The sequence below is a fragment of the Streptomyces sp. NPDC001914 genome (assembly GCF_042891215.1).
GTDB lineage: Bacteria > Actinomycetota > Actinomycetes > Streptomycetales > Streptomycetaceae > Streptomyces.
Genome location: NZ_JBIASW010000021.1, coordinates 90,535 through 116,591, shown reverse-complemented (window position 1 = coordinate 116,591; position 26,057 = coordinate 90,535). Strand labels below are relative to the sequence as shown.

Sequence of the window (26,057 nt, the reverse complement as noted above, 5' to 3'; positions counted from 1 at the left end):
ACCCCGTCGAACTCATCGGCGGCGTCCGCTTCCCCGCCATCGGCGAACTGCCCTACCTGCTCACCCTCGCCGGCCACGGCTTCTACTGGTTCCGGCTCCGGAAGGAAACCGCCTAGCGAGCCGCCCACCGCGTCCAGGCGCTGTCCGGAGCCCAACCCGGGTTCCGGACAGGGACGTTGATGCCGGGCCTCCCTGCGACATGCCCGTCGAATCCAGGCGTTCGGCCCGGCACCCGCCAGACCGAGACACACCCCCCGGAAGCCGCAACAGCGGCCGTCTCGGCACCTTTAAACCGCCCGCTCGTCACGTTTCGATAACGCGGTCTCCACACTTCATCCACACTCTTCCCACTCTGCACACACGCCCCTAATCTGATCTTGGCCACCTCGACGGAGGCCACTCCCTGGGGGGAGTTCACGGCATGCGCACAGCGCGGGAGTGGACGAGATTGTCCAGGCCAGGTACCGCTTTATAGCGGCTCTTCGTCACGGCGGACCGGTACCCCGCACCGACGGGCGGCCTCTCGGCCGGCCGGCCCCCCGGCCCGACGTTGTGCGCATTTCGTGAAGACCGCGGCGATGGGACGACCCGGGAACCCGCTCTGTCTCCCGGACAAGGGCCCGTCCTGTCGCCGCCCTCCGTCCGACCCGCACTCGGACACGGAGATCCCGCGGACTCCGCGGCTCTTCCCCCAGCCGGCGCGGGGGATGCGCAAGCCCCCGAGCGACATTCCCCCGCGCCTCCCCAGAGGCTCCGCGACCGCGCGTCTCCCCGCGCTCCACAGGCCCGAACTCGTCCGCAGGAGAGAACAGTTGAAGCTGGCAGTACGCAGTGCGACGGCGGAGCCCGCCGGGACGCCGGCCGCCGAGCTGCCGTCCCGGCGCCGGCACTGGGTCCACCGGGTTCTCTCGGCTCTGCTGAGTCTCGTGGTCGTCCTGCTCGCCATCGGCTTCGCGGTGGCGGCGGTCGCGGTCAAGTCCGGTAAATGGGAGGCGAGTTCGGTTCTCAGCGGCAGCATGGAGCCGAAGCTGCCGACCGGAAGCGTCGTGATCGCGCAGCGGGAGCCGGTGAAGTCGCTGAAGGTCGGTGACATCGTTATCTTCCACCGTCCGGACGAACCGGAACGCCAGGTCGTCCACCGGATCGTGAAGATCACGCCCTCCGCGCAGGGCCCGGTCCTGGAGACCAAGGGCGACGCCAACCGGACCCAGGACCCCTGGCACGTGCGGCCCAAGGGCGACACCGCCTGGATCGTCCGTCACGACGTTCCGTACGTCGGCTTCGTCGTCACCTCGATCCACACCGAGACCGGCTTCAGGGTGCTGCTCGGCACGGCCGTCGTGCTGATCGCGGGCGGCACGGTCGTCCTGCTGTGGCGCCCGAAGAAGCCCACCCCACAGACCACCACCCCATAAGGGCGACGGGACTCCTTCCCGTGACACCAAGCCGGGCGGCACCCAGCCAGTGGGCCGCCGGGAGGCCGTGTCGTGCCCCGGGCGCAAGCCCGAAGCCTCACCCATCCAACAGAAGGGCCCACCACCGTGGCCATTTCCGCCAAGAAGAAGACGATCGCGGCCGCCGCGATCGCCGTCGGCAGCCTCGCCCTCATCGGCGCCGGCGCCGGCGCCACCTTCACCGACACGGTCACCGCGCAGACGGACCTGCGCTCCGGCCACGCCGACCTCACCATCGTCAAGGCCGAAGGCACCACCTCGGCGTACGACGGTGTCGCCCCGCACGCCACCTACACCTGGGGCGGCACCTCGGCCTGGAACATCGTGTCCGGCAACTACGCCGTTCTCGAGGGCGAGCAGCTCCTTGGCTCCTCCACCAGCCGTCTGGTCACCAACTTCACCGTCGAGAACGACGGCACCGCCGGTGCGGGCGTCGCGTTCGACGTCGTGAAGAGCGGCGACCTGGGCGGCGCCCTCAACGTGAAGGTGACGCGCGTCGACGCCGCCACCGACACGACCTGGCTGAACAAGGGCGCCAAGGCCACCTACAGGGTGGAGATCGAGGTCAAGAACCTCGACAACTCCTGGCAGAACCTGACCGGTTCGGTCGCCGTCAAGGTCACCGCCGCCTCCTGACCCACCCCGCGTGAGTGGGCCGGGGTGGTTCCGACCGCTTCCATCGGCCGGAACCCCGGCCCACCCCGCACAACGCCCTGGTCCAGTGACCACCGACCCGTCGCGGGATTGCCCTCCTGCGACGGGTCCGGGCGCTGCGGCCACCCTACGGGCACACCGGCCGAGCCGGGCCGACGCCCTCGCCCGCCGGAGCCCCGTCCCCGAAAGGTCCTCCACATGGCCATGTCCAACAAGAAGAAGGCGGTCGCCGTCGCGGCGATCCTGGCCGGCAGCATCGGTCTGGTGAGCATCGGCAGCGGCGCCGTGTTCACCGACACCGTGACCGCCGAGTCCACGGTCAAGGCCGGCACGGCGAAGATCGCGATCCAGGCCGACGGCTGGACGATCAGCGACGACGGTCACGCGGCCACGCTCGCGGAGCCGCTGCTGATCACGTCGTCGACCCAGGAGATCGCCGTCCCGCTCAACAGCTCCAACCTCACCGTCTGGAACCGCGGCGACATTCCCGTGACGTTCGACGCGAGCGTGGCGCGTACGGGCGACCTCGACGTCAAGGTGTCGCTGGAGCGCACCGGCGGCGACACCGACGGCTCGGACACGGTCGCGCCCGGCCACTACGTCCAGTACCGCGTCGTCATCAAGGCCACGAACCTCGGCAACGAGTCCTCCGGCAGGACGGCCAGGGTCACCTTCCGCGTCGACGCCACCGCCTGACCCGAGGGCGTCCCACGCGAACCCACAGCCCACCCGGTCCGCTCCGGCCTCGCTCCGGACGGGCCGGGTGGGCCGAGGCGTTCACCGCCATGGCGCCCCGTCACCCGGGGCGCGGACCGACCCCAGCTCGATCAGAAGGGCGCTACACGAATGGCCATCTCCGACCGGAGAAAGATCGCGGCGGTATGCGTACTGGCCGCGGGCGGCATCGGCCTTGTCGGCGTGAGCAGCGGCGCCACGTTCACCAGCACCGCGACAGGGTCCTTCACGGTCGAGGCGGACCTCCCTCCCAACCCGACACCCACCGCCACGGCCACGGCCACCCCGACACCCACACCCACTCCCACACCCACGGCCACGGCCACGAAGACCGCCCGGCTGACGACCGTCGCCCTGAACTCCAGCGACTGGTTCACGAGCGCCGCCCCGGTCTTCACGTACAAGAACAAGGAGATCAAGTTCACCGGGACCTCCGCCAAAATGATCGGTGGCTTCACGGCGCAGAACACCGGTGACCTCGATCTGACGGTCACGGCCACCGTCACCCTCCCCGCCGACCTCGGCGGGAAGGTCACGGCGGAGGTCAGGCTGGTCAAAGGAACGGCCGCGCTGAAAGCGGCGGGCGACCAGCAGGGTGACTCCGCGGAGTACGAACTCTGGCTCACGCCCGCGAGGCCGGGCGACACCATCTCCAAGGACACCGCGAAGGACATCCGCCTGGCCTTCTCCCGCACCACCGCCTGACCCGGGCACCGCGGTCCGGCCGCACGCGGCAGGGGCGGAGTGAACGGCGCACGGGTGTCCAGGTCTGGTATCACCCACCGGAATTGGACACCCTTGTGCCAGGTCCGCAGGAAATCTCCTGGACCCACCCGACTGAAAAGGCCCCCGGGCGGGGCGGTTTCCACGGCTGCGCCCGGGGCACGCATCAGTAACCACCCCGCCCCCGGGGAAAGGACGCGACCCATGTCGGAAGCCGTCACACGCACCGCACCCCCAGGTCCCGGCCTTCTGGCGTCCCTCGATCCGCTGCTGCGCACCTGGCTGCCGCGGCAGCGCTGGTTCGCCGGCAAGGGACGGCCCGTCACCGGCCTCTCGCTGGTCACCGCCACCGAGTTGCTGCCGGGGAAGGGCCCACTGGGCCTCTACCACCTGCTGACGCGGGCCCATCAGCCGCCCGCGCCCGGCGCCCGGACCGTCCCCGGCGACTGCTACCAGTTACTGATCGGCGTGCGCGAGGCACTGCCGCCCCGGCTGGCGCCGGCGCTGATCGGGCACCTGACCGAGGGGCCCCTCGCCGGACGTACGGTGTACGACGCCCTGTACGACCCCCAGCCCGCCGATGTGCTCCTGGAGGCCCTGCGCTCCCGGGCCCGCATCGGCGGGCTGCGTTTCGAGCGGGACGCCGGACACGAGATACGCCCCGGTCTCGTACCGCGGATGATGACCGCCGAGCAGTCCAACTCGTCCGTGGTGTACGGGGACACGTTCATCCTCAAGCTGCTGCGCCGGATCGTTCCCGGGATCAACCCCGACCTCGAACTGCCGCTGGCCCTGGCCCGCGAGGGCTGCCCCCGGGTTCCGGCCCCCACCGCCTGGATGCGGACCGAGCTGTCCGGGCAGTCGTACGTCCTGGGCGTGCTCCAGCCGTTCGTGCAGGGCGCCTCGGACGGCTGGGAGCTGGCGCTGCGCGAACTCGCCAAGGGCGAGGACTTCGCCGCCGAGGCGCGCGCCCTGGGGCGCGCCACCGCCGAGGTGCACACGGCTTTGGCCCGCGCGCTGCCCGTCGTGTCCCTGGGGCACGCCCAGGTGGGGCCGCTCGTCGACGCGATGACGGAGCGGCTGGACGCCGCCGCGCGGGCGGTGCCCGTGCTCCGGCCCCACGCCCCCGGTCTGCGGACCGCGTTCGAGGCGCTGGCCGGTCTGTCCGCCGAGGGCCACACGTGGACGGCCCAGCGCATCCACGGCGATCTGCATCTGGGCCAGTGTCTGCGCTCCCCGGACGGGGAGTGGTCGCTCATCGACTTCGAGGGCGAACCGTCGAAACCGCTCGCCGAGCGCCGTATGCCCCAGCCCCCGGCACGCGACATCGCGGGCATGCTCCGCTCCTTCGACTACGCGGCCCACTCCGTGCCCCGGGCGCCCGACGCCACGGGGACGCCGGCGCACTCCGGCTGGGCCGACACCTGCCGGGCCGCCTACTGCACCGGATACGCCGAGGTCAGCGGCATCGACCCGCGCACGGATCCCGTCCTGCTGCGCGCCTTCGAGACGGACAAGGCGGTGTACGAGGTCGTGTACGAGGCCCGGCACCGCCCGGACTGGCTGCCGGTTCCGCTCGCGGCGGTACGACGGCTGGCCGCATCACCCTGATCCCCCTGTGCCCCGCCCCCCCCAGCTCATCCGCCCGAGGAGGCCCTGCCCGTGACGCCCCGCCCCCGGCCCGACGACACTCCGAAGATGACCAGCGCGAACGAACCGGCTCCCGGGGACAGGAGGCCCGCCGAACGGCCGAGGGCCCCGGAGCCGGCGGACGCGCCGACTCCGGCAGCCAGGGCGGCGGGGGTCCAGGACTCCGCCGATCCCGTCCCGGCCGGCAGCGGTGCTCCCGTGGCACCGACGCATCCCGCCGGTGTCGGCCCGGAGGACCGCCGGCGCCTGCTCGACGGCACGCACCACGATCCGCATGGAGTGCTGGGCGCCCATCCGGTGCCGGACGGCGTCGCCTTCCGGGCGTTGCGCCCGTACGCGCTCGGGGTCACCGTCGTCACGGACGACCTGCGCACCGAACTGCGCGACGACGGGGACGGGTTCTTCTCGGGGCTGCTGCCGCTGCGCGTGGTCCCCGACCCGTACCGGCTGCTCGTGGCCTACGAGGGGACGGTGCTGGAGACCGAGGACGCGTACCGCTTCCTGCCCGCGCTCGGCGAGCTGGACCTGCATCTGATCGGCGAGGGGCGGCACGAGGAGCTGTGGCGGGCGCTCGGCGCCGAGCCGATGGAGCACCAGGGCGTCGCCGGGACACGGTTCACGGTGTGGGCCCCGAACGCGCGCGGTGTGCGGGTGGCCGGCGGCTTCAACTTCTGGGACGGCACGGGCCATCCGATGCGGTCGCTGGGCTCGTCCGGCGTGTGGGAGCTGTTCGTTCCGGGGGTCGGCGAGGGTGAGCTGTACAAGTTCGACATCGCCCGCCCCGACGGCTCCCGCACCCTGCGCGCGGACCCGATGGCCCGCCGTACCGAGGCGCCGCCCGCCACGTCGTCGGTCGTCCACGCCTCCCACCACGAGTGGCGCGACGCGGAGTGGATGGCGGGCAGGGCCGAACGGCCCGCGCATGAGGCGCCTTTCTCGGTGTACGAGGTGCACCTGCCGTCCTGGCGGCCGGGTCTGACCTACCGTCAACTGGCGGACCAGCTGCCCGCCTACGTCAGCGACCTCGGCTTCACCCACGTCGAGCTGATGCCCGTCGCCGAGCACCCCTTCGGCGGCTCGTGGGGATATCAGGTCACCGGGTTCTACGCGCCCACCGCGCGTCTGGGCACCCCCGACGACTTCAAGCACCTCGTCGACGCCCTGCACCGCGCCGGTGTCGGCGTCCTCATGGACTGGGTGCCCGCGCACTTCCCCCGTGACGAGTGGGCGCTCGCCGAGTTCGACGGCCGTCCGCTGTACGAGCACGCCGACCCGCGGCGCGCCGACCACCCCGACTGGGGCACGCTCGAATTCGACTACGGCCGTCGCGAGGTGCGCAACTTCCTCGTCGCGAACGCCACCTACTGGTGCGAGGAGTTCCACATCGACGGCCTGCGGGTCGACGCCGTCGCCTCCATGCTCTACCTCGACTACTCCCGCGAACCCGGTCAGTGGGTCCCCAACGAGCACGGCGGCCGCGAGAACCTGGACGCGGTCGCCTTCCTCCAGGAGATGAACGCCACCGTCTACCGCCGCAATCCCGGCGTGGTCACCGTGGCCGAGGAGTCCACCGCCTGGGACGGCGTCACCCGGGCCACCCACCACACCGGCCCCGGAGGCTTCGGCGGTCTGGGGTTCGGGCTGAAGTGGAACATGGGGTGGATGCACGACTCGCTGGACTACGTGTCCCACGACCCGGTGCACCGCAGGTACCACCACGACGAGATGACCTTCTCGATGGTGTACGCCTACAGCGAGAACTACGTCCTGCCGATCTCCCACGACGAGGTCGTGCACGGCAAACGCTCGCTGGTCTCCAAGATGCCCGGGGACTGGTGGCAGCAGCGCGCCGACCTGCGCGCCTACCTCGCCTTCATGTGGGCCCACCCCGGCAAGCAACTCCTCTTCATGGGACAGGAGTTCGCCCAGGGTGCCGAGTGGTCCGAGGCCCATGGCCCGGACTGGTGGCTCCTCGACCCGGCGTACGGCGCCGAGCCCGACCACCGTGGCGTGCGCGACCTCGTCCGCGACCTCAACGGCGTCTACCGGCACGAACCGGCGCTGTGGGAGCGCGACACGGACCCGTCCGGCTTCGCCTGGATCACCGGTGACTCGGCGGACGACAACGTCTTCGCCTTCCTGCGGCACGCCGCCGACGGCACCCCCCTCCTCGCCGTCTCCCACTTCTCCCCCGCCGTCCGCCACGGCTACCGCCTCGGCGTCCCCGAGGACGTCCCCGCCTGGCACGAGATCCTCAACACCGACGCCGCCCGCTACGGCGGCGGCGACGTCACCAATCCCGACCCCGTCAAACCGGAGCCCACGGCCTGGCACGGCCGTGCCGCCAGCATCCAGCTCACCCTGCCGCCCCTCGCGACCGTGTGGCTGCGCCCCGCCTAGGACGGCGCCGGGGCGGCGCGACCCGCGCCGCCCCGGTCCCTCACTCCAGGCCGGTGCCCCGCAGCGAGGCGGGCAGGTCGCCGGTGTACACCACGCCCAGCGTCTGAGTGGCCCGGGTCAGAGCCACGTACAGGTCGCTCGTCCCGTACGACGCGGGCTCGACCACCAGGACGGAGTCGAACTCGAGACCCTTGGCCTGCCGGGGGTCGAGGAGCACGACCGTGTGGGTGAGGTCGGGCTCCCCGCCCGCCGTCACCCCGTCGAGCCGGCCGGCGAGCGCGGAGTGCAGGGCCCGCGGCGCGATCACCGCGAGCCGGCCCTCGGCCGGGGTCAGTTCGGCGACGGCCTTGGCGACCGCGCCGGGCAGATCGTCCCCGGCCTCGCGCGCCCAGGGCCGCACACCGGTGGACCGGACGGAACGCGGCGGCTCGAATCCGGGGCGCTCGGCCCGCACCACACCGGCGGCGACGTCCATGATCTCGGACGGGGTGCGGTAGTTGACGCCGAGCCGGGTGTGCTCCCAGCGGTCCTGCACGTACGGGGCGAGGATCTCCTCCCACGAGCCGACCCCCGCCGCCTCCGCGGTCTGCGCGGGGTCCCCGACGAGTGTCATCGACCGCGTCGGGCTACGCCGCATCAGCAGCCGCCACGCCATCGGCGACAGCTCCTGCGCCTCGTCCACGATGATGTGGCCGAAGGCCCACGTCCGGTCGGCGGCCGCGCGCTCGGCGGCGCTGCGGTGGTCGTCCTCCTCGTGCCGTTCTGCCATCCGCTCCGCGTCGATGATGTTGTGCGCGGACAGGATCTCGGAGTCCTCCTCGTCCTTGTCGTCGAACTCGTAGGTCCGCGAGGCGTAGGAGACGTCCAGCACGCCCTGCGCGTAGGCGATCTGGGTACGGCGCTCCCGGTCGGCCAGCGCGCGAGCCACCCGGTCGTCCTCGCCGAGGAGTTCGGCCGCCTCGTCCAGCAGCGGGACGTCCGCGGCGGTCCAGTCGCCGGCCCCGGTCGAGGGGCGCCGGATCGCCGCCGCGTCCTCGTCCGGGACGTAGCCGTACGGGTCGGCCAGGAAGTCGGCGACCAGCCGCCGCGGGGTCAGTCTCGGCCACAACCGGTCCACGGCCGACCAGACTTCGGGGTTCTCGGCGAGTTCGTCGCGGATCTGGGTGATGTCGCTGGGGTCGAGCAGGTTGGAGCCGTCGAAGGGGTCCGTGCCGATGCGCTCGGCGAGCATGTCGGTGAGGGTGTTGAGGATGTGTCCCTCGAAGTGCTCGCGGGCCGCGTTGTGGGGCAGGCCGGCCGCGCGGGTGCGTTCCCGGGCGACCCGGACGAGGCCCGCGTCGAGCATGAGGACGTCCCGGTCGTGCTCGATGGCGATGACCGGGTCGGGCAGGGCCTGCCGGTCCCGGACGACCTCGGCGAGGACGTCGGCCATACGGGCGCGGCCCTTCACGGCGGCCGCCTCCGGGGTGTCGGCGGCGGTCGCGTGGACGCCGGGGAAGAGTTCACCGACGGTGGAGAGCAGCACGCCGGTCTCGCCGAGCGAGGGCAGCACCTCGCCGATGTAGCCGAGGAAGGCCGGGTTGGGGCCGACGATCAGAACGGCCCGCTTGGCGAGCAGTTCGCGGTGTTCGTAGAGCAGGTACGCGGCGCGGTGCAGGGCGACGGCCGTCTTGCCGGTGCCGGGGCCGCCCTCGACGACCATGACGCCCCGGTGCGGCGCGCGGATGATCCGGTCCTGCTCGGCCTGGATGGTCTGCACGATGTCGCTCATCCGGCCGGTGCGGGCCGAGTTGAGCGCGGCGAGCAGCACGGCGTCGCCGGTCGGGTCCTCGTGGCCGGTGCGTTCGCGGTCGCCGAGGTCGAGGATCTCGTCGTGCAGGTCGGTGACGTGCCGGCCCGCGGTGCCGATGTGCCGGCGGCGGCGCAGGCCCATCGGGGTGTGGCCGGTGGCCAGGTAGAAGGGGCGGGCGACCGGGGCCCGCCAGTCGATGAGGATCGGGGTGTGCTCGGTGTCGTCGGCGCGGATGCCGATCCGGCCGATGTGGTGGCTGACGCCGGCGGCGGGCGCCCCTTCCACGGGGGACAGGTCGATGCGGCCGAAGCAGAGCGAGCCGTCCACGGCGTTCAGCGCGGCCAGCAGCCCGGACCGTTCGGCGACCAGGACGTCCCTCTCGAGCCGGGCCTGCATGGGCGTGTTGCCCTGGGCGAGCGCGTCCCCGACGGAGGCCTCGGTGGCACCGCGCAGCGCGTCCACACGCGCGTACAACCCGTCGATGAATTCCTGCTCACTTCGCAGTTCATCGTCGGGGAATTCTGTGTGCGATCCCTTGTTTGACAATTCCGCTCCCGCCCGGATATACTGCGTCTACTGAACTTCTTTGCGACCCGATTCCTCGAAGTCGCGAATCATTGAATATACGCAGAGAAATCCCCCGGGCGCAATTGCCCAGGGGATTTTTTGTGTTCCGGGTTCTCCGCCGGGCGGGATCAGAGCACGTCGGCCAGCTCCTGGAGCAGCCGCCGCTTGGCCCGGGCCCCCACCATCGACTTCACGGGCTCGCCGTCGCGGAAGACCATGAACGTCGGCATCGAGAGCACGCCGTAGGCCAGGGTCGTCTCCGGGTTGGTGTCGACGTCGAGCTGGACCACCTTGAACCGGTCGGCCTCCTCGAAGGCCAGCTCGCTGAGCACGGGGCCCATCTGCCGGCACGGCGGGCACCAGTCGGCCGTGAACTCCACGAGCACGGGCAGTTCCGAGCCGATCACCTCCGCCCCGAAGTCCGCGTCCGTCACCTCGGCCACGCCTGCCGCCCTGATCATCGCGTCCGCCCTCCCAGTTCGCATACGGGTTCCGGACCGCCCGGAACCTCCGCGTCGGCGGCCAGCTCGTCACGGGCCCGCTCCGCCCGCGCGAGCTGTTCGCCGACCTGCGCGCGCACCGACCGCAGCTCGTCGATCAGCGCGTCGAGCTCGCCGAGCTTGCGCCGGTAGACGTCCAGCGACGCCGGGCACGAGTCGCCCTCGGGATGTCCGGCCCGCAGGCACTCCACGAAGGGCCGCGTCTCCTCCAGGTCGAACCCGAAGTCCTGGAGGGTCCTGATCTGCCGGAGCAGCCGCAGATCGTGCTCGTCGTACGTGCGGTACCCGTTCTCGCCCCGCCGCGCGGGCAGCAGCCCCCGCGACTCGTAGTAGCGCAGGGTCCGCGTGGTCGTCCCGGCCCGTGCGGCCAGCTCGCCGATTCGCATGTCCCCGACGGTAGTCCTTGACGCCGACGTCAAGGCAAGCGTCCGCCGGGGGCCGCCCCGGCGGGGTCAGCGTGAGGTGCGCGGGAGCAGCGGCTTGCGGTCCACCGGGGACGACAGCACGATCGAGGTCGTCGTCCGCCCCAGCGCGGAGGTCTGCTCCAGGACGTCCTCCAGGTGGATGGTGTCCTCGACGGCGACCTTGAGGATCCAGCAGTCCTCGCCGACGACGTGGTGCACCTCGGTGACCTCGGGGCGGGCCAGCAGTTCCAGCGTCCGCGGGTGCTTGAGGGTGTATCCGCCGTGCGGATTGACGCGGATGAAGGCCTGGATGCCGTAGCCGAGGCGGGACGCCGACACCTGGGCGCCGTAGCCGGTGACCGCTCCGGTCGCCTCCAGCCGGCGCACCCGCTCGGCGACGGCGGCCGGGCTCAGCCGGACCCGGCGGCCCAGCTCGCTGAGCTTGATCCGGCCCTCGCTCTGGAGCAGTTCCAGGATCTGCCGGTCGAGCGCGTCGAAGCCCACCGCCGTTTCACCGGAGACGGCCCGCGGATGCCGTGTTTCCTTCGGTGCGACCGCCGGATCTCCCATGTCTCCCCCTTCGGTCCCGGCCCCTGCGACGGAAGAATTATGACCACAGGCGCAAGCACCGTGAACGCCCGGCGAACGATGACCGGCGCGGGAAGCGGGACGCACGGGTGCGCGGGGCACGGGTGCGGGGCCATGGAGCGGGAAATGGGGAGGGCGACGTGCGGGAGATCTGCGTCATCGGGGGAAACCGGTATTTCGGAAAACGTCTCATCTCCCGGCTTCTGGCGGCGGGCGACCGGGTCACCGTCGTCAACCGCGGCTCGTCCGCGCCGCCTCCCGGGACGGTCCATCTGATCGCCGACCGCGACGACGAGAAGTCCCTGGAGGAGGCGCTGGGTTCACGGACCTTCGACGTCGTCGTCGACCAGGTCTGCTACACGCCGCGGCAGGCGGAGATCGCCCGCCGGGTCTTCGCGGGGCGCACGCGCCGGTACGTGATGACGTCGACCGTCGAGGTGTACGAGTACGAGGACTCGGCGGACCCGGTCGGCGAGGACGCCGTGGACCCGCGCTCGGTCGCCGTCGATCCCGGACTCCCCTGGGACGACGGGGAGTTCCTCGACGCCCACTACGGCGAGGGCAAGCGGCAGGCCGAGGCGGTGTTCGCGGCCGGTCCCGATCTCCCGTACGTCGCCGTGCGCGTGGCCCATGTGCTGGGCGGGGACGACGACTTCACCGGCCGGCTGGAGCACTACGCCGACCGGATCGGCGCCGGCGAGGCGATCGCCGTGCCCGTCGTGAACCACCCGGCGACCTACATCCACGTCGAGGAGATCGCCGATTTCCTGTTCTGGACGGTGGGCGAGGACTTCACCGGCCCGGTCAACGCGGCCTCCCACGGCACCCTGACCACACGGGAGTTGTGCGAGGCGATCGGCGCGCGCCTCCCGGGGGGCCGGACGGTCCTGGAGGCCGTCGAGGTGGGCGAGGTCTCCCCCTTCTCCTTCCGCCGGTCCTACGGCATGGACAACTCCCGGGCCACGCGCCTCGGGTTCGCCTTCGGTGACGCGCGGGCCTGGCTGCCGCGCGCCGTGGCCGAGACGCTCCGAAAGGACGGCTGACATGCGCTACCGCACACTGGGCGGACTCCGGGTGAGCGCCGTGGGGCTCGGCGCGATGCCGCTGTCCATCGAGGGACGGCCGGACGAGGCGCGGGCCCTGGCGACGGTGCACGCGGCCCTCGACGCGGGAGTCACGCTCCTCGACACGGCGGACTCGTACCACCTGCCCGGCGATGGAGCGGGCCACAACGAGCGGCTCGTGGCCCGGGCCCTGGCCACGTACGGCGGTGACACCGCGGACGTCCTGGTGGCCACGAAGGGCGGGCGGGGCAGGCCCGCCGACGGCACCTGGACGGTGAACGGCTCCCCGCGCCACCTGAAGGCGGCCGCCGAGGCCTCCCTGAAGCGGCTGGGCCTGGAGGCCATCGGCCTCTACCAGCTGCACAAGCCCGATCCGGCCGTCCCCTTCGAGGACTCGGCCGGCGCCCTGCGCGACCTGCTCGACGCGGGCACGATCCGGCTGGCCGGCATCTCCAACACCACCGCCGACCAGATCCGCCGGGCCCGCGCGATCCTCGGCGACCGGCTGGTCTCCGTCCAGAACCGGTACTCCCCCGCGGTGCGCGACAGCGACCCCGAGCTGCGCCTCTGCGCCGAACTGGGTATCGCCTTCCTGCCCTGGAGCCCGCTGGGCGGCATCTCCCGCAGTTCCCTGGACGGTCCGTCCGGCGGCGGGAGCGCCGGGGATTCGCGGGAGGAGCGGTTCGCGGCCTTCCACGCGGTGGCCCGGGAGCACGGTGTGAGCCCTCAGCGGGTGGCCCTCGCCTGGCTGTCGGCGCTCGCCCCCACGGTGATCCCGATCCCCGGCGCGAGTCGGCCGGAGACGGCCCGGGACTCCGCGGGGGCCGCGGACCTGGTCCTGAGCGCGGAGGACCTGGCCCGTCTGGACGCGGCCGGCCCGGTCAGACCATGACCCCGGCCGACTCCTCCACCTCCAGCAGGGACGCGCTCTGCCGTTCCGCCTCGAACGCCCGGTGTCCGCCGCGCAGGCCGAACAGCCGTTTGGTGAGGGCGATGTAGAGAACGGCCAGGATGTTCAGGACCAGCGTCGCGATCTTCAGCCAGCTGATGTGCTCGGTGAGTTCGTAGATCTCCAGCGGGAGGAACGCGGCGGTGGCGACGACCGTGAGGTACTCCGCCCAGCGCTTGGCGTACCAGAGCCCGACCGCCTCGATGATCTCGATCAGCGCGTACGCCAGCAGCAGGCCCGCGACGATCAGCAGCGTGGAGTGCTTGTAGCCGAAGGTCTTCTGGATCGTGCCGACCACGGGCGAGTGGTCGAGGTCGTAGTGGAAGTGCCGGAAGACCGGCCTGAGGACGTCGAGGTACTCGTCGAAGAGCCGGCGCACGGCGTCCTGGCTGTTGCTGAACTTCCACACGGCGGCCGCGACCAGCACGATGAACACCCCGCGCACGGCCCGCTCGATCGCCAGGAAGCGCAGGATGAACAGGTCGCGGAGCACCTTGCCGCGCGGGACCAGGGGCGCCTCGGCGGCCGGTCCGGCGCCGTGCGGGGCGCCGAGCGCGAAGTCGCCGCAGCGCAGGCAGCGCCAGACCTCGCCGAGCGCGGTCTCGGCGTGCAGCCGCACCCGCAGGCGCGGGTCGTCCGGCGCGTAGGTGACGTGCCCCTTGCGCGCGCAGGTGCGCCGGTCCCAGTCGATCTTCATGCTCGGTGTCCTCCGCAGAACGCGCCGTGCCGTGCCGGACGGTCCGGCACGGCACGGTAGTGCATGTTCTACGAGACGGCGGCGCGGGGGGCCGCGGTTCCGGACGGTTCGCCGCCGGGCTCCTCGGCCCGGTCGCCGGCCCGCACGTCACCGTCCTCCGCGACCTCGGCCCCGGGCAGGCCCCCCGGCTCGCCCTCGGCCACGTCATCGCTCCGGGACCCGGTCTCGGCCTCACCCTCCGTACGGGCCTTGCGGGGCAGCAGCACCGCCACCAGGACCGTGCCCACGCCCAGGATCACCGCTCCGACGAGGCTGGTGTGCGCCACCGCGTCCGAGAAGGACGAACCGACCGCGTCCGCCATCTGCCGGGCCCCGGAGGCGAGTTGCCCGGCCTGCGCCTTCAACTGGGCCGCCTGCTCGGCGTTCGCGGACTGCGCGGCCTGCTCGCCGAGCGCCCGGGCCTTGTCGCCGATGCCCTGGGCGACGGCGTATCCGGCGCCCACCGAGTCCTGGGCCGTGGTCAGGGCGCCCGCCGGGAGCTTGCTGCCCGCGGTCGCGTCGGCGAGGTGCGAGGAGTACGAACTCGCCAGCACCGAGCCGAGGATGGCGATGCCGAGCGAGCCGCCGAGCTCCAGCGAGGTGTCGTTGACCGCGCCGCCGACGCCCAGTTCGGCCTCGGGGAAGGCGCCCATGATGGCGTCCGTGCAGGGCGAGAGGGCCAGTCCGATGGCGAGGCCGAGCATGACGAGCGGCAGGACGAGGTCGCCGTACGCCGAGGAGGCGTCGACCCGGGTGAGCAGCACCAGGGCCGCCGTACCGCCGACCATGCCCGCGGTGACCGTGAACTTCATGCCGATGCGCGGGGTGAGGTACCCGGTGAGCGCCGAGCCCACGAAGACGGCACCGGCCAGCGGCAGCATCCGTACGCCGGTGTCCAGGGCGTCGTAGCCGAGGACGAACTGGAGGTGCTGGGTGAGGTAGTAGAAGGCGCCGAAGACGGCCAGGAAGAAGAGGGCGACGGCGAGGTTCGAGCCGGCGAAGCGACGGTTCCCGAAGCGCCGTACGTCGATGACCGGGCGCGGGTGGCGCAGCTCCCACAGCACGAACAGGACCAGTCCGGCCCCGGCGACCACCGCGGCGGTCACGGCCTTGACGCCCCACCCGAAGTGCGGACCCTCGATGATCATGTAGACGAGGGAGCCGATCCAGACGACGGAGAGCAGCCCGCCGACGTAGTCGATGCGGTTGTGGTGCGCGGCCTTGGACGGCGGCACCAGGACCAGGGCGCCGACGATGGCGAGGGCGGCGATCGGCACGTTGATCAGGAACGTGGACGACCAGCCGTGGCGCTCCAGCAGGGCGCCGGCGACGAGCGGGCCGGCGGCGATGGCGAGTCCGGCGGTGGCGGTCCACAGGACGATCGCCTTGGCCCGCTCGGCGCGCGGGAAGGTCGCGGCGAGCAGGGAGAGGGTGGCGGGCATGATCAGCGCGGCGCCGACACCCATGACGGCACGGGCCGCGATGACCCCGGTGGAACTGCCGACGAGCGAGCCGGCGATCGCGCCGCCGCCGAAGACGACGAGCCCGAGGACGAGCGCGCCGCGACGGCTGTACTTGTCCCCGATCGCGCCGAGCAGCAGCATCAGGGCGGCGTACGGGACGGTGTAGCCGTCGATGACCCACTGCAGGTCGGCGCTGGACAGACCGAGGTCCTGGGTCATGTCGGGTGCCGCGACCGTGAGGGCGGTGTTCGCCATCACGATGATCAGCAGGCTCAGGCAGAGGACCAGCAGCGCCCACCACCGCTTGGCGTAGGGCCGGTCCATCCCCTCGACCGGTTCGTTCATGACGAGACGCATGGCTACGGTCGCCCTTCCTTCGTCGACGGGCACGGAGATCGTCCGCGCCGGAACTTGCACAGTGGAGTGCAACTGCACAACAGTGTGCAAGATACGAGATTGCACAGCGCTGTGCAAATGAAGGAGGTCGAGCCCGGTGATCGCAGGACAGGCCGCCGCCCGGCGGGCGGCGGGCAGAATGGCAGCCATGACCACGGGTAACCCGAGCCGCGCCGACGTGAACCGCCGCCGCATCCTGGACGTCGCACTCGCCGAACTGCTGCGCGACCCGGACGCGTCCATGGACCAGATCGCCCGGGCGGCGGGAGTCGTACGGCGTACCGTCTACGGGCATTTCCCGAGCCGCGAGGCACTGGTCGGCACCCTGACCGACGAGGCCGTGGCGGCGGTCGCGGCGGCGCACGCGGCGGGCCGCGAAGGAGTCGCGGACCCGGCCGAGTCGCTGGCCCGCTCGACCCTGGCCGTCTGGGAGATCGCCGACCGGTACCGGCTGCTGGTCGCCCTCGCCCAGCGCAGCGTCACCCTGCAGGGCATCCGCGAGCGTCTGACACCGGTCCGCGAGGCCTGCGCGGAGATTCTCCGGCGCGGCCTGGAGCAGGGCGTGTTCGCCTCGCCGCTGCCGCCGTACGCCCTGGCGTACGTGCACGAACAGACCCTGTTCGCCCTCATGGAGGCGGTGAACGACGGCCTCCTGGCAGCGGAGGAGGCGGGCGCGTCCGCCACGGTCACCATGCTGACCGCGGCGGGCGTACCCGCCTCGCGCGCCACCGAACTGGTGGCGAAGCTGAGCGACTGAGAACGGCCGGGTCCCGCGGGCGTCAGGGCCCCCGGGGACCCGGCCGTTCCCAGCGGTGCACCGGGTGGCCGGGCCCGTGGGGGGATGCCCTGCCGCCCGGCGTCCCGGGGTCCGCCGGACGGGGAGTGTCACGGACGGGCCCCGGAAGCCGCCGGAGGAGGCCCTACGCGGTGACCGGCGCCTTCTCGCCGCCCTGTTCCGGCACGTCCGCGGGGGCGTCGGCGGGGGCGTCGGAGTCGTCCAGCAGGGTCTTCTCGTCGAAGGGCAGCTGCCCGGCGAGGACCTGGGACACCCGCTCCCGGTCGATCTCCTTCGTCCACGTTCCGATCAGGACCGTGGCCACGGCGTTGCCGGCGAAGTTCGTCAGCGCGCGGGCCTCGCTCATGAACCGGTCGATGCCGACGATGAGGCCGACGCCGTCCACCAGGGCGGGCTTGTGCGACTGGAGACCGCCGGCCAGCGTGGCCAGGCCCGCCCCGCTGACACCGGCCGCGCCCTTCGAGGCGACGAGGAGGAAGAGCAGGAGCGGGATCTGCTCCCCGACCGACATCGGCGTGCCCATCGCGTCGGCGATGTAGAGCGAGGCCATGGTCATGTAGATCATCGTGCCGTCGAGGTTGAAAGAGTAGCCGGTCGGGACCGTGATGCCCACCACCGGCTTGCCGACGCCCAGGTGCTCCATCTTCGCGATGAGCCGCGGCAGGGCCGACTCGGAGGACGAGGTGGAGAGGATCAGCAGGAACTCCCGGCCCAGATACCTCAGGAACGTGAGGATGTTCAGGCCCGTCACCACGCGCAGCAGCGTGCCGAGCACGACGAAGACGAAGAGGAAGCAGGTGACGTAGAAGCCGAGCATCAGCACGGCGAGACTCTTGAGCGCGTCCAGACCGGCGGAGCCGGTGACGGCGGCGATGGCACCGAAGGCACCGAGCGGGGCCGCCCACATGACCATGGCGAGGATCCGGAACACGAGCCGCTGGATGTGCTCCACCCCGCGCAGGACCGGCTGCCCGGCCTGCCCCATGGCCTGGAGGGCGAACCCGGTCAGCAGCGCGACGAGCAGGGTCTGCAGGACCTGGCCCTCGGTGAACGCCGAGACCATCGTGGTCGGGATGATCGAGAGCACGAAGTCGACCGGCGGCAGCGCCTCCGCCGACACCTGGCCCTGCCCTGCCTCCTTGACCGCGTCGGTCATCGCCAGGCTGCTGCCCGGCTCCAGGATGTTGCCGACGACCAGGCCGATGGCGAGCGCGACCAGCGACATGACCAGGAAGTAGCCGAGCGCGATACCGCCGACGGCGCCGACCTTGGCGGCCTTGCGGACCGAGCCGATGCCCAGCACGATCGTGCAGAAGATGATGGGGGAGATCATCATCTTGATCAGGTTCACGAAGCCCGTGCCGATGGGCTTGAGCTCCACGGCGAAGTCGGGGGCGATCAGGCCCACCGCGATCCCGAGGATCACGGCGCCGATCACGGCGATGTACAGGTAGTGCGTGCGGTCCCGTCTGGCGGCGGGTGCGGCAGGTGCGGTCTGCGGCGTGCTGGCCACGGCTGCCCTCCTTGACGACGTCGTCGGCATCATCCGGCGTGCGGCTCACGTCCGGCGGAACCCGGCGTGCGGTCCACGTCCGGGGGACCCGGCGTGCGGCTCACGGCCGGGGGTGCCGGGAGGCGGGGGCTCCCGGGGGATGAGGGGACTATCTCCCGGCCTGTGAGGGCGGTCACCCTTCCGTTCATTGAGTTCACACACCCCCGGACACCCGCACCGCCACACGCCCTCCGGGGACATCCGCACCGCCACACACCCTCCGGGGACATCCACCTCGCCACACGCCCTCCGGGAACACCCGCACCGCCACACGACCCCGAGACATCCGCCTGGTCACACACCCCGGGGACATCCGCCTCGTCACACACTCCGGGGCACATCCCTGGCCGCGCCCCCCGGGACACCACCCTGGTCGCACCCCTGCGGCACCTTCCTGATCGCGCACCCCCGCGGCACCTCCCTGGTCGCACACACCCGCGGCACCCGGTGCGTCACGCACACCTGCGGCACCCTCATCACGCACACCTGCGGCACCCTCATCACGTACACCTGGGGCGCCCACGCCAGAGGAAGGCACACTGAACGGCATGCGTCTTCCCCGTGTCCCCCGACCGCGCAGCCTGGCCGGCCAGCTCTTCGGCATGCAGGCCGTGCTCATCGCGGTCCTCGTCGCCGGGTACGCGCTGTTCACCTACGTCAGCGACCGCAGCCAGGCCGAGGAGGCCGCGGGCCGTCAGGCGATGGCCGTCGCGCGGTCGGTCGCGGACGCCCCGTCCGTCCACACGGCCATCGGCACGGCGAACCCCACCGCGCGGCTCCAGCCGTACTCCCTGCGCGTCCAGCGGGACACCGGCGTCGACTTCGTGACGATCATGGATCCGCGCGGCATCCGCTGGACGCACCCCGAGGAACGGCAGATAGGCAGGCACTTCCTCGGGCACATCGGCCCGGCGCTCGCGGGCAGATCCTTCACGGAGACGTACACCGGCAGCCTCGGCCCCTCCGTGCGCGCCGTCACCCCGATCCGGGTCGACGGGCGGACCATCGGCCTGGTCAGCGCGGGCATCAAGGTCGAGGCGATCACCGAACGCGTCCAGGAGCAGGTGACGGCCCTGATCGGAGTCGCGGCGGGCGCGCTGCTGCTGGGTGCAGTCGGGACGTACGTCATCAACGCCCGGCTGCGGCGCTCCACCCACGGCATGAACGCGGCCGAGCTGAGCCGGATGCACGACTACCACCAGGCCGCGCTGCACGCCGTACGCGAAGGGCTGCTGATGCTGGACGGGCAGTTCCGGGTGGCGCTGATGAACGACGGCGGGCGGGAACTGCTCGGCGTCACGGACGACGTGGTCGGTCTCTCGCCGGCCGGACTCGGGCTGCCCGCGCCGCTGACGGGCGCGCTGCTGTCGGCGGAGCCCCGCGTGGACGAGGTCCATCTGACGGACACACGCGTGCTGGTCGTGAACACCTCCCCGGTGTCCGGCGGCGAACGGCGCGGCACGGTGGTCACCCTGCGCGACGTGACCGAACTCCAGTCGCTGACGGGCGAGCTGGACTCGGAGCGCGGCTTCACCCAGGCGCTGCGCTCGCAGGCGCACGAGGCGGCGAACCGGCTGCACACGATGGTCTCCCTGATCGAACTGGGCCGCGCCGAGGAGGCCGTCGGCTTCGCCACCGCCGAGCTGGAACTGGCGCAGGCGCTCACCGACGAGGTGGTCTCGGCGGTCAGCGAACCGGTCCTCGCCGCGCTGCTGCTGGGCAAGGCGGCGCAGGCGAACGAACGCGGGGTGGAGCTCGTGGTCTCCGAGGACAGCGGCATCGACGACGGACTGCTCCCGGCCTCGCTCACCCCGCGCGACCTGGTCACCGTGCTCGGCAACCTGATCGACAACGCCATGGACGCGGCACAGGGCGCGACCCCGGCACGGGTCACGGTGACGGCGTTTACCGAGGAGTCGGCCCTGGTGCTGCGGGTCGCCGACACCGGCTCCGGGGTGGACCCCGCCCACACCGAGCGGGTCTTCCAGCACGGCTGGTCCACGAAACCGGCGGGCCCCGGCGGCCGCGGTCTCGGCCTGGCCCTCGCCCGCCAGACGGTGACCCGGCACGGCGGCACGCTGACGGTACGCGAAGGAGCCGCCGGCGGCGCCGAGTTCGAGGTACACCTACCGCTCCCACCCCAGCCGGGGCACCCGGTCCGGGACCGGGACTCGACCCCGGCCCGGGACCAAGATCGGAGCCCGGGCCCGGACCTGGACCAGGACCGGGACCTGGCCCCGGATCGGGACCTCGACCAAGACCCGGACCAAGGCCGGGACCTGGACACTGACTCGGACCAAGACCAGGACCAGGACCGAGACCCGAACCCGGACCGGCACCTGGACCGGGACCCGGACCGGGGCCGGGACCCGGACCGGGGCCGGGACCCGGACCGGGGCCGGGGCCCGCGTTTGGGGAGCGGTGCCGCACGGGCCTCTGGCGTCCGCCCCGTTCCGGGCGAGATTCCCGGGCCGGACGGCCACGCACCGGGCGCCGGGGCCGTGCCGCGTGCACGGTCCGACCGGCCGTCCACGCCCGTCACGCCGGGAGGCGGCGCATGAGTGAGACGATCCGTGTGCTCGTCGTCGAGGACGACCCCGTGGCCGCCGACGCGCACGTCATGTACGTCGGCCGGGTGCCCGGCTTCACCGCGGTGGGCAAGGTCCACACGGGGGCGCAGGCGCGCCGCGCGCTGGAGCGTACGCCCGTGGACCTACTGCTGCTGGACCTGCACCTGCCGGACACCCACGGCCTCCAGCTCGCCCGCTCGCTGCGCGCCGCCGGGCACCGCGCCGACGTCATCGCGGTGACCTCCGCGCGGGACCTGGCGGTCGTACGGGAGGGCGTGTCGCTCGGGGTCGTGCAGTACGTGCTGAAGCCGTTCACCTTCGCCACCCTGCGCGACCGGCTGATCCGGTACGCGGAGTTCCGCGCCGCGGCCGGCGAGGCGAGCGGCCAGGCCGAGGTGGACCGGGCGCTGGCCGCCCTGCGGGCTCCCGGCCCGGCCGCGCTGCCCAAGGGCCTGAGCGCGCCGACCCTGGAACGCGTGACGGTCACCCTCAGGGACCACGCGGGCGGACTGACGGCGGCCAAGGTCGCCGAGGCCGTCGGCATCTCCCGGATCACGGCCCGGCGCTATCTCGAACATCTGGTGGAGGCCGGCCGCGCGGCCCGCGCCCCGCAGTACGGGACGGTCGGCCGGCCGGAGCTGCAGTACCGCTGGGTGAAGAGCTGACGCGGCCCAACTCCGCTCCCCCTCGGGCGACTTGCGCCCCTGCGTGCGCGTCGCACGGCGCTTTCCGGGCACGGCCGAAACCGTATGTTCCTACAATCCGTGATTGTGGCCGAACAGACCGTAGTCACCGCCGCCCCCGGCCCATACTTTGTGCGCGTGCACCGACCGCAAGCCCAACAGCCCACCCCGCCCTTCAACGCCCCGGCCGCCCGAAGACTGCGGACAGCGCTCGGAATGGGGCCCGAGCACGTCGCCTACGGCCTGAGAGCCTCCTACGGGCTGCCGTACGCCACACCCGATCTGGTCATCGCCTGGGAACGCGGCGTCGCCCGGCCGAGCAGCCCCGAACTCACCGCACTCGCGGGGGTGTTGTGGTGCTCGGCGGGTGAACTCATAGGCGCTCCGCGCACGTTGCGCGAACACCGCGTCGCCCGCGATCTCGCCCCGGAGGACGTGGCACACGCCGTCGGGATCGACCTCCTCGCCTACGAGCGGATGGAGGAGTCCGGCAACTGGCGTGGCAACGAACGGCAGTCGACCGCGCTCGCCAAGGCACTCGACCTCTCGCTGCCCGACTTCGTCACCGTGACGGGCCGTGACGCCCGGCTCGCCGACCTGCTGCGCAGCGCCGTGACGACGCGCTGGGGGGCGTACGTGCGCCCGGTCGGGAAGCTGGTGCCGCTGGACCGCGGCCTCCTGGAGGCAGCTCTGCAGGAACTGCACACGGACTACCAGGGGCGGATGGCCGCCACGCTGAACTGGGGCGGCGGGCCGGCCGCGACCGGCTCGGGCGAGTCCGGCCAGGACTTCCTCGACCGGGTCGTCGACCATTTCTGGACAGCCGTCCGCGGAAGCACGTACTGAGGTCCGCCGCTCCGGCCACCTGAGGACCGCGGCTCCGGGCGGCAGCCGCGGGCGGGGCCGCGGTCCGACACCCGCCCGGGGCATCGGACCGGCTTCCGCCCGCGGGATCGGAGTTCCGGCTTCCGCCCGCGGCTCCCGGGGTCTAGAAGACCGACTCGGCCTCGTCCATCCGGTCCTTCGGCACGGTCTTCAGTTCGGTGGTCGCGTCGGCGAGCGGAACCATCTCGATCTCCGTGCCGCGCAGCGCGGTCATCCTGCCGAAGTCGCCGCGGTGCGCGGCCTCGACGGCGTGCCAGCCGAAGCGGGTGGCGAGGACACGGTCGTACGCGGTCGGCGTGCCGCCGCGCTGGACGTGGCCGAGGATGACCGGCTTGGCCTCCTTGCCCAGGCGGCGCTCCAGCTCGTACGCCAGGGCCGTGCCGATGCCGAGGAAGCGCTCGTGGCCGAACTGGTCGATCTCGCCCTTGCCGTAGTCCATGGTGCCCTCGGCGGGGTGGGCGCCCTCGGCGACGCAGATGACGGCGAACCGCTTGCCGCGCGAGAAGCGCTCCTCGACCATGGCGACCAGATCGGCCGGGTCGAAGGGACGCTCGGGCAGGCAGATGCCGTGGGCGCCGGCCGCCATGCCGGACTCCAGGGCGATCCAGCCCGCGTGCCGGCCCATGACCTCGACGACCATCACACGCTGGTGGGACTCGGCCGTCGTCTTCAACCGGTCCATGGCCTCCGTGGCGACGCCGACGGCGGTGTCGAAGCCGAAGGTGCGGTCCGTCGCGGAGATGTCGTTGTCGATGGTCTTCGGCACACCGACCACCGGTAGACCCGCGTCGGACAGCATCCGGGCCGCCGTGAGCGTGCCCTCGCCGCCGATCGGGATGAGCACGTCGATGCCGAACTCGCGGGCCATGTCCTGCGCGTTGTCGCAGGCTTCGCGGAGCCGGTCGCGCTGGAGCCGGGAGGAACCGAGAATGGTGCCGCCCCGGGCGAGGATGCCGCTGACGGCGTTGAGGTCGAGGGTGCGGTAGTGACCGTCGAGGAGCCCGGCGTAGCCGTCCTCGAAGCCGATGACCTCGTCCCCGAAGTTGGTGACCGCTCGGTGCACGACCGACCGGATCACTGCGTTCAGGCCAGGGCAGTCGCCGCCTGCGGTGAGAACTCCGATGCGCATCGTGCTGTGTCTCCTGCTCCCTGCTGGTTCGTGTGAGCCGTATCGATTGTTTCACGGCCCGGGGTGCCCCGCCGATTGCGTCCACCGCCGCGCACGCCACCCGGACGCCGCTCCCCCCGCCACCGGCGCACGTGCCCTGGCGGGCGCCTTAGCCAGCGCCGGAGGTATTGTCAAGAGGGTTCTGCTCACGCTGGTGGGCCCTTTTTCCGAGCCCAGAAAACCGCCTGGCGACGAAACGGATGGAGAGCACGCGTGACGCGCAGCGTGTACGTGACCGGGATCGACCGAGGTGACGGCCGTCAGGTCGTCGAACTGGGGGTCATGGAGCTGCTGACCCGCCAGGTCGACCGGGTGGGGGTGTTCCGTCCGCTCGTGCACGACGGTCCGGACCGGCTCTTCGAGTTGCTGCGGGCCCGCTACCGGCTGACGCAGGACCCGGCCACGGTGTACGGCATGGACTACCGCGAGGCGTCCGCGCTCCAGGCCGAGCAGGGCACCGACGAGCTGGTGTCCACGCTCGTCGACCGGTTCCACCTCGTCGCCCGCGACTACGACGTCGTCCTCGTCCTCGGCACCGACTTCGCCGCCACCCAGCTCCCCGACGAGCTGGCGCTCAACGCCCGCCTGGCGAACGAGTTCGCCGCGTCGGTGCTCCCGGTCGTCGGCGGCCGGGGCGAGAGCGCCGAGTCGGTGCGCGCCGAGACCCGCAACGCCTACCGCGCGTACGACGGGCTCGGCTGCGACGTCCTCGCCATGGTGGTGAACCGGGTGGCTCCGGAGGACCGGGCGCAGATCGCGCAGCGGCTGGACTCCCGTCTGCCGGTGCCCTGTTACGTGCTTCCGGACGAGCCCGCGCTCTCCGCGCCCACGGTCGCGCAGATCACCCACGCGCTGGGCGGCAAGGTGCTCCTCGGCGACGACGCGGGGCTCGCCCGGGACGCGCTCGGCTTCGTCTTCGGCGGCGCGATGCTGCCGAACCTCCTGACGGCGCTGACCCCGGGATGCCTCGTGGTCACCCCGGGGGACCGGGCCGACCTGGTGATCGGCTCGCTCGCCGCGCACAGCGCCGGCACCCCGCCGATAGCCGGGATCCTGCTCACCCTGGACGAGAAGCCCAGCGACGAGATCCTGACGCTCGCGGCCCGCCTCGCGCCCGGCACCCCGGTCGTCTCGGTGGCCGGGAACTCCTTCCCCACCGCGGAGGCGCTGTTCGCCCTGGAGGGCAAGCTGAACGCGGCCACGCCCCGCAAGGCGGAGACCGCGCTCGGCCTGTTCGAGCGGCACGTGGACACCGCCGACCTGCTCAAGCGGGTCTCCGCGCCCAGCAGCGACCGGCTCACCCCGATGATGTTCGAGCACCAGCTGCTGGAACAGGCCCGCTCCGAGCGCCGCCGCGTGGTGCTGCCCGAGGGCACCGAGGAGCGCGTCCTGCACGCCGCCGAGGTGCTGCTGCGCCGCGGTGTGTGCGATCTGACCCTGCTCGGCCCCGTGGACCAGATCCGCAAGAAGGCCGCCGACCTCGGCATCGACGTCAGCGCCACCCAGATCGTCGACCCGCAGACGTCACCGCTGCGGGACTCCTTCGCCGAGAAGTACGCCGAACTGCGCGCCCACAAGGGCGTCACGGTCGAGCTGGCCTACGACGTCGTCGCGGACGTGAACTACTTCGGCACGCTGATGGTGCAGGAGGGCCTGGCCGACGGGATGGTGTCGGGGGCCGTGCACTCGACGGCGGCGACGATCCGGCCCGCGTTCGAGATCATCAAGACGAGGCCGGAGTCGCGGATCGTCTCGTCCGTCTTCTTCATGTGCCTGGCCGACAAGGTCCTGGTCTACGGCGACTGCGCGGTGAACCCCGACCCGAACGCCGAGCAGCTCTGCGACATCGCCATCTCCTCGGCCGCCACCGCCGAACAGTTCGGCGTCGAACCGCGGATCGCGATGCTGTCGTACTCCACGGGCACCTCGGGTTCGGGTGCCGACGTCGACAAGGTGCGCGAGGCGACCGAGCTGGTGCGCGCGCGCCGCGGCGACCTGCGGATCGAGGGGCCGATCCAGTACGACGCCGCCGTCGAGCCGTCGGTGGCGGCGACCAAGCTGCCGGAGTCGGAGGTCGCCGGGCAGGCGTCCGTACTGATCTTCCCCGACCTCAACACCGGCAACAACACCTACAAGGCCGTGCAGCGTTCGGCCGGCGCGATCGCCGTCGGCCCGGTGCTCCAGGGTCTGCGCAAGCCCGTCAACGACCTGTCCCGCGGCGCACTCGTCCAGGACATCGTCAACACGGTCGCCATCACGGCGATCCAGTCCCAGACCCCCGACCAGAAGGCTGCCCGTCAGTGAGCGCCCACCCGTCCCCCGAGGCCG

General features: G+C 72.2%; 21 protein-coding genes and 1 pseudogene. 14 read left to right on the top strand and 8 right to left on the bottom strand.

Annotated elements, in window-relative coordinates:
* The 7 genes from ACFYYF_RS37335 to glgB all read left to right on the top strand — a co-directional run.
* A partial coding sequence (locus tag ACFYYF_RS37335; protein WP_361683473.1) for an alpha-glucosidase C-terminal domain-containing protein occupies positions 1 to 116 on the top strand: 116 nt, incomplete at its 5' end.
* Between the two features lie 696 nt (positions 117 to 812).
* Entirely contained in the window at positions 813 to 1,415 is a 603-nt protein-coding gene (locus ACFYYF_RS37330; protein ID WP_388782936.1) for a signal peptidase I, read from the top strand.
* A gap of 126 nt (positions 1,416 to 1,541) precedes the next feature.
* Complete coding sequence (locus ACFYYF_RS37325) at positions 1,542 to 2,090, top strand: hypothetical protein (protein WP_388782933.1); 549 nt, start codon at positions 1,542 to 1,544, stop codon at positions 2,088 to 2,090.
* Positions 2,091 to 2,306: 216 nt separating this feature from the next.
* Complete coding sequence (locus ACFYYF_RS37320; protein WP_388782930.1) at positions 2,307 to 2,804, top strand: hypothetical protein; 498 nt, start codon at positions 2,307 to 2,309, stop codon at positions 2,802 to 2,804.
* 150 nt (positions 2,805 to 2,954) lie between these two features.
* The gene (locus tag ACFYYF_RS37315) at positions 2,955 to 3,548 is read left to right on the top strand and encodes a hypothetical protein (protein WP_388782927.1); all 594 of its coding nucleotides are present in this window, start codon (positions 2,955 to 2,957) and stop codon (positions 3,546 to 3,548) included.
* A 222-nt stretch (positions 3,549 to 3,770) separates the two neighbouring features.
* Complete coding sequence (locus ACFYYF_RS37310; protein WP_388782924.1) at positions 3,771 to 5,177, top strand: maltokinase; 1,407 nt, start codon at positions 3,771 to 3,773, stop codon at positions 5,175 to 5,177.
* Between the two features lie 87 nt (positions 5,178 to 5,264).
* Positions 5,265 to 7,616 (top strand): 1,4-alpha-glucan branching enzyme, encoded by a 2,352-nt coding sequence (glgB, locus tag ACFYYF_RS37305; protein ID WP_388782921.1) that lies wholly within the window; start codon positions 5,265 to 5,267, stop codon positions 7,614 to 7,616.
* Between the two features lie 40 nt (positions 7,617 to 7,656).
* Here glgB and ACFYYF_RS37300 read toward each other — a convergent pair whose 3' ends face one another.
* The 4 genes from ACFYYF_RS37300 to ACFYYF_RS37285 form a co-directional block, all read right to left on the bottom strand.
* Positions 7,657 to 9,972, bottom strand: coding sequence for a HelD family protein (locus tag ACFYYF_RS37300; protein WP_388782957.1), 2,316 nt, complete (start codon positions 9,970 to 9,972; stop codon positions 7,657 to 7,659).
* Positions 9,973 to 10,103: 131 nt separating this feature from the next.
* The gene (locus tag ACFYYF_RS37295; RefSeq protein ID WP_388782919.1) at positions 10,104 to 10,436 is read right to left on the bottom strand and encodes a thioredoxin family protein; all 333 of its coding nucleotides are present in this window, start codon (positions 10,434 to 10,436) and stop codon (positions 10,104 to 10,106) included.
* Positions 10,433 to 10,861, bottom strand: a complete 429-nt coding sequence (locus ACFYYF_RS37290; protein WP_328448005.1) for a MerR family transcriptional regulator — start codon at positions 10,859 to 10,861, stop codon at positions 10,433 to 10,435. The genes ACFYYF_RS37295 and ACFYYF_RS37290 overlap by 4 nt, the downstream gene beginning before the upstream one ends.
* A gap of 66 nt (positions 10,862 to 10,927) precedes the next feature.
* The gene (locus ACFYYF_RS37285) at positions 10,928 to 11,449 is read right to left on the bottom strand and encodes an Lrp/AsnC family transcriptional regulator (RefSeq protein ID WP_365486703.1); all 522 of its coding nucleotides are present in this window, start codon (positions 11,447 to 11,449) and stop codon (positions 10,928 to 10,930) included.
* A gap of 158 nt (positions 11,450 to 11,607) precedes the next feature.
* Here ACFYYF_RS37285 and ACFYYF_RS37280 point away from each other — a divergent pair, with 158 nt between their 5' ends.
* The gene (locus ACFYYF_RS37280; protein WP_388782915.1) at positions 11,608 to 12,510 is read left to right on the top strand and encodes an NAD-dependent epimerase/dehydratase family protein; all 903 of its coding nucleotides are present in this window, start codon (positions 11,608 to 11,610) and stop codon (positions 12,508 to 12,510) included.
* A 1-nt stretch (position 12,511) separates the two neighbouring features.
* Positions 12,512 to 13,423 (top strand): aldo/keto reductase, encoded by a 912-nt coding sequence (locus ACFYYF_RS37275; protein WP_388782912.1) that lies wholly within the window; start codon positions 12,512 to 12,514, stop codon positions 13,421 to 13,423.
* On the opposite strand, the gene ACFYYF_RS37270 is transcribed toward ACFYYF_RS37275, so the two are convergent.
* Together ACFYYF_RS37270 and ACFYYF_RS37265 are read right to left on the bottom strand one after the other, a co-directional pair.
* Positions 13,413 to 14,177, bottom strand: coding sequence for a DUF2127 domain-containing protein (locus tag ACFYYF_RS37270; protein WP_388782909.1), 765 nt, complete (start codon positions 14,175 to 14,177; stop codon positions 13,413 to 13,415). The genes ACFYYF_RS37275 and ACFYYF_RS37270 overlap by 11 nt on opposite strands.
* A 68-nt stretch (positions 14,178 to 14,245) precedes the next feature.
* Positions 14,246 to 16,036, bottom strand: coding sequence for an MFS transporter (locus tag ACFYYF_RS37265; protein ID WP_388782906.1), 1,791 nt, complete (start codon positions 16,034 to 16,036; stop codon positions 14,246 to 14,248).
* Positions 16,037 to 16,214: 178 nt separating this feature from the next.
* Here ACFYYF_RS37265 and ACFYYF_RS37260 point away from each other — a divergent pair, with 178 nt between their 5' ends.
* Positions 16,215 to 16,832 (top strand): TetR/AcrR family transcriptional regulator, encoded by a 618-nt coding sequence (locus tag ACFYYF_RS37260; RefSeq protein WP_388782954.1) that lies wholly within the window; start codon positions 16,215 to 16,217, stop codon positions 16,830 to 16,832.
* Between the two features lie 163 nt (positions 16,833 to 16,995).
* Here ACFYYF_RS37260 and ACFYYF_RS37255 read toward each other — a convergent pair whose 3' ends face one another.
* Positions 16,996 to 18,414 carry a cation:dicarboxylate symporter family transporter gene (locus ACFYYF_RS37255; protein ID WP_361683479.1) on the bottom strand — a complete coding sequence of 473 codons (1,419 nt, stop codon included), beginning with the start codon at positions 18,412 to 18,414 and terminating at the stop codon, positions 16,996 to 16,998.
* A gap of 557 nt (positions 18,415 to 18,971) precedes the next feature.
* Between ACFYYF_RS37255 and ACFYYF_RS37250 the strand changes: the two are divergent.
* From ACFYYF_RS37250 to ACFYYF_RS37240, 3 genes and pseudogenes are all read left to right on the top strand, one after another.
* Positions 18,972 to 20,558: pseudogene (locus tag ACFYYF_RS37250) on the top strand (ATP-binding protein); the annotation flags it as partial.
* A gap of 422 nt (positions 20,559 to 20,980) precedes the next feature.
* Entirely contained in the window at positions 20,981 to 21,658 is a 678-nt protein-coding gene (locus ACFYYF_RS37245) for a response regulator (RefSeq protein WP_361683258.1), read from the top strand.
* A 150-nt stretch (positions 21,659 to 21,808) separates the two neighbouring features.
* The gene (locus ACFYYF_RS37240) at positions 21,809 to 22,522 is read left to right on the top strand and encodes a helix-turn-helix domain-containing protein (protein ID WP_388782951.1); all 714 of its coding nucleotides are present in this window, start codon (positions 21,809 to 21,811) and stop codon (positions 22,520 to 22,522) included.
* Between the two features lie 142 nt (positions 22,523 to 22,664).
* Here the strand turns inward: ACFYYF_RS37240 and ACFYYF_RS37235 are convergent, their stop codons facing one another.
* Positions 22,665 to 23,690, bottom strand: a complete 1,026-nt coding sequence (locus ACFYYF_RS37235; RefSeq protein WP_361683260.1) for an ATP-dependent 6-phosphofructokinase — start codon at positions 23,688 to 23,690, stop codon at positions 22,665 to 22,667.
* Between the two features lie 252 nt (positions 23,691 to 23,942).
* On the opposite strand from ACFYYF_RS37235, the gene pta reads away from it, so the two are divergent.
* A complete protein-coding gene (pta, locus tag ACFYYF_RS37230) occupies positions 23,943 to 26,033 on the top strand; it encodes a phosphate acetyltransferase (RefSeq protein WP_388782902.1) in 2,091 nt (696 codons plus the stop codon).
* Positions 26,034 to 26,057: the final 24 nt, after the last annotated feature.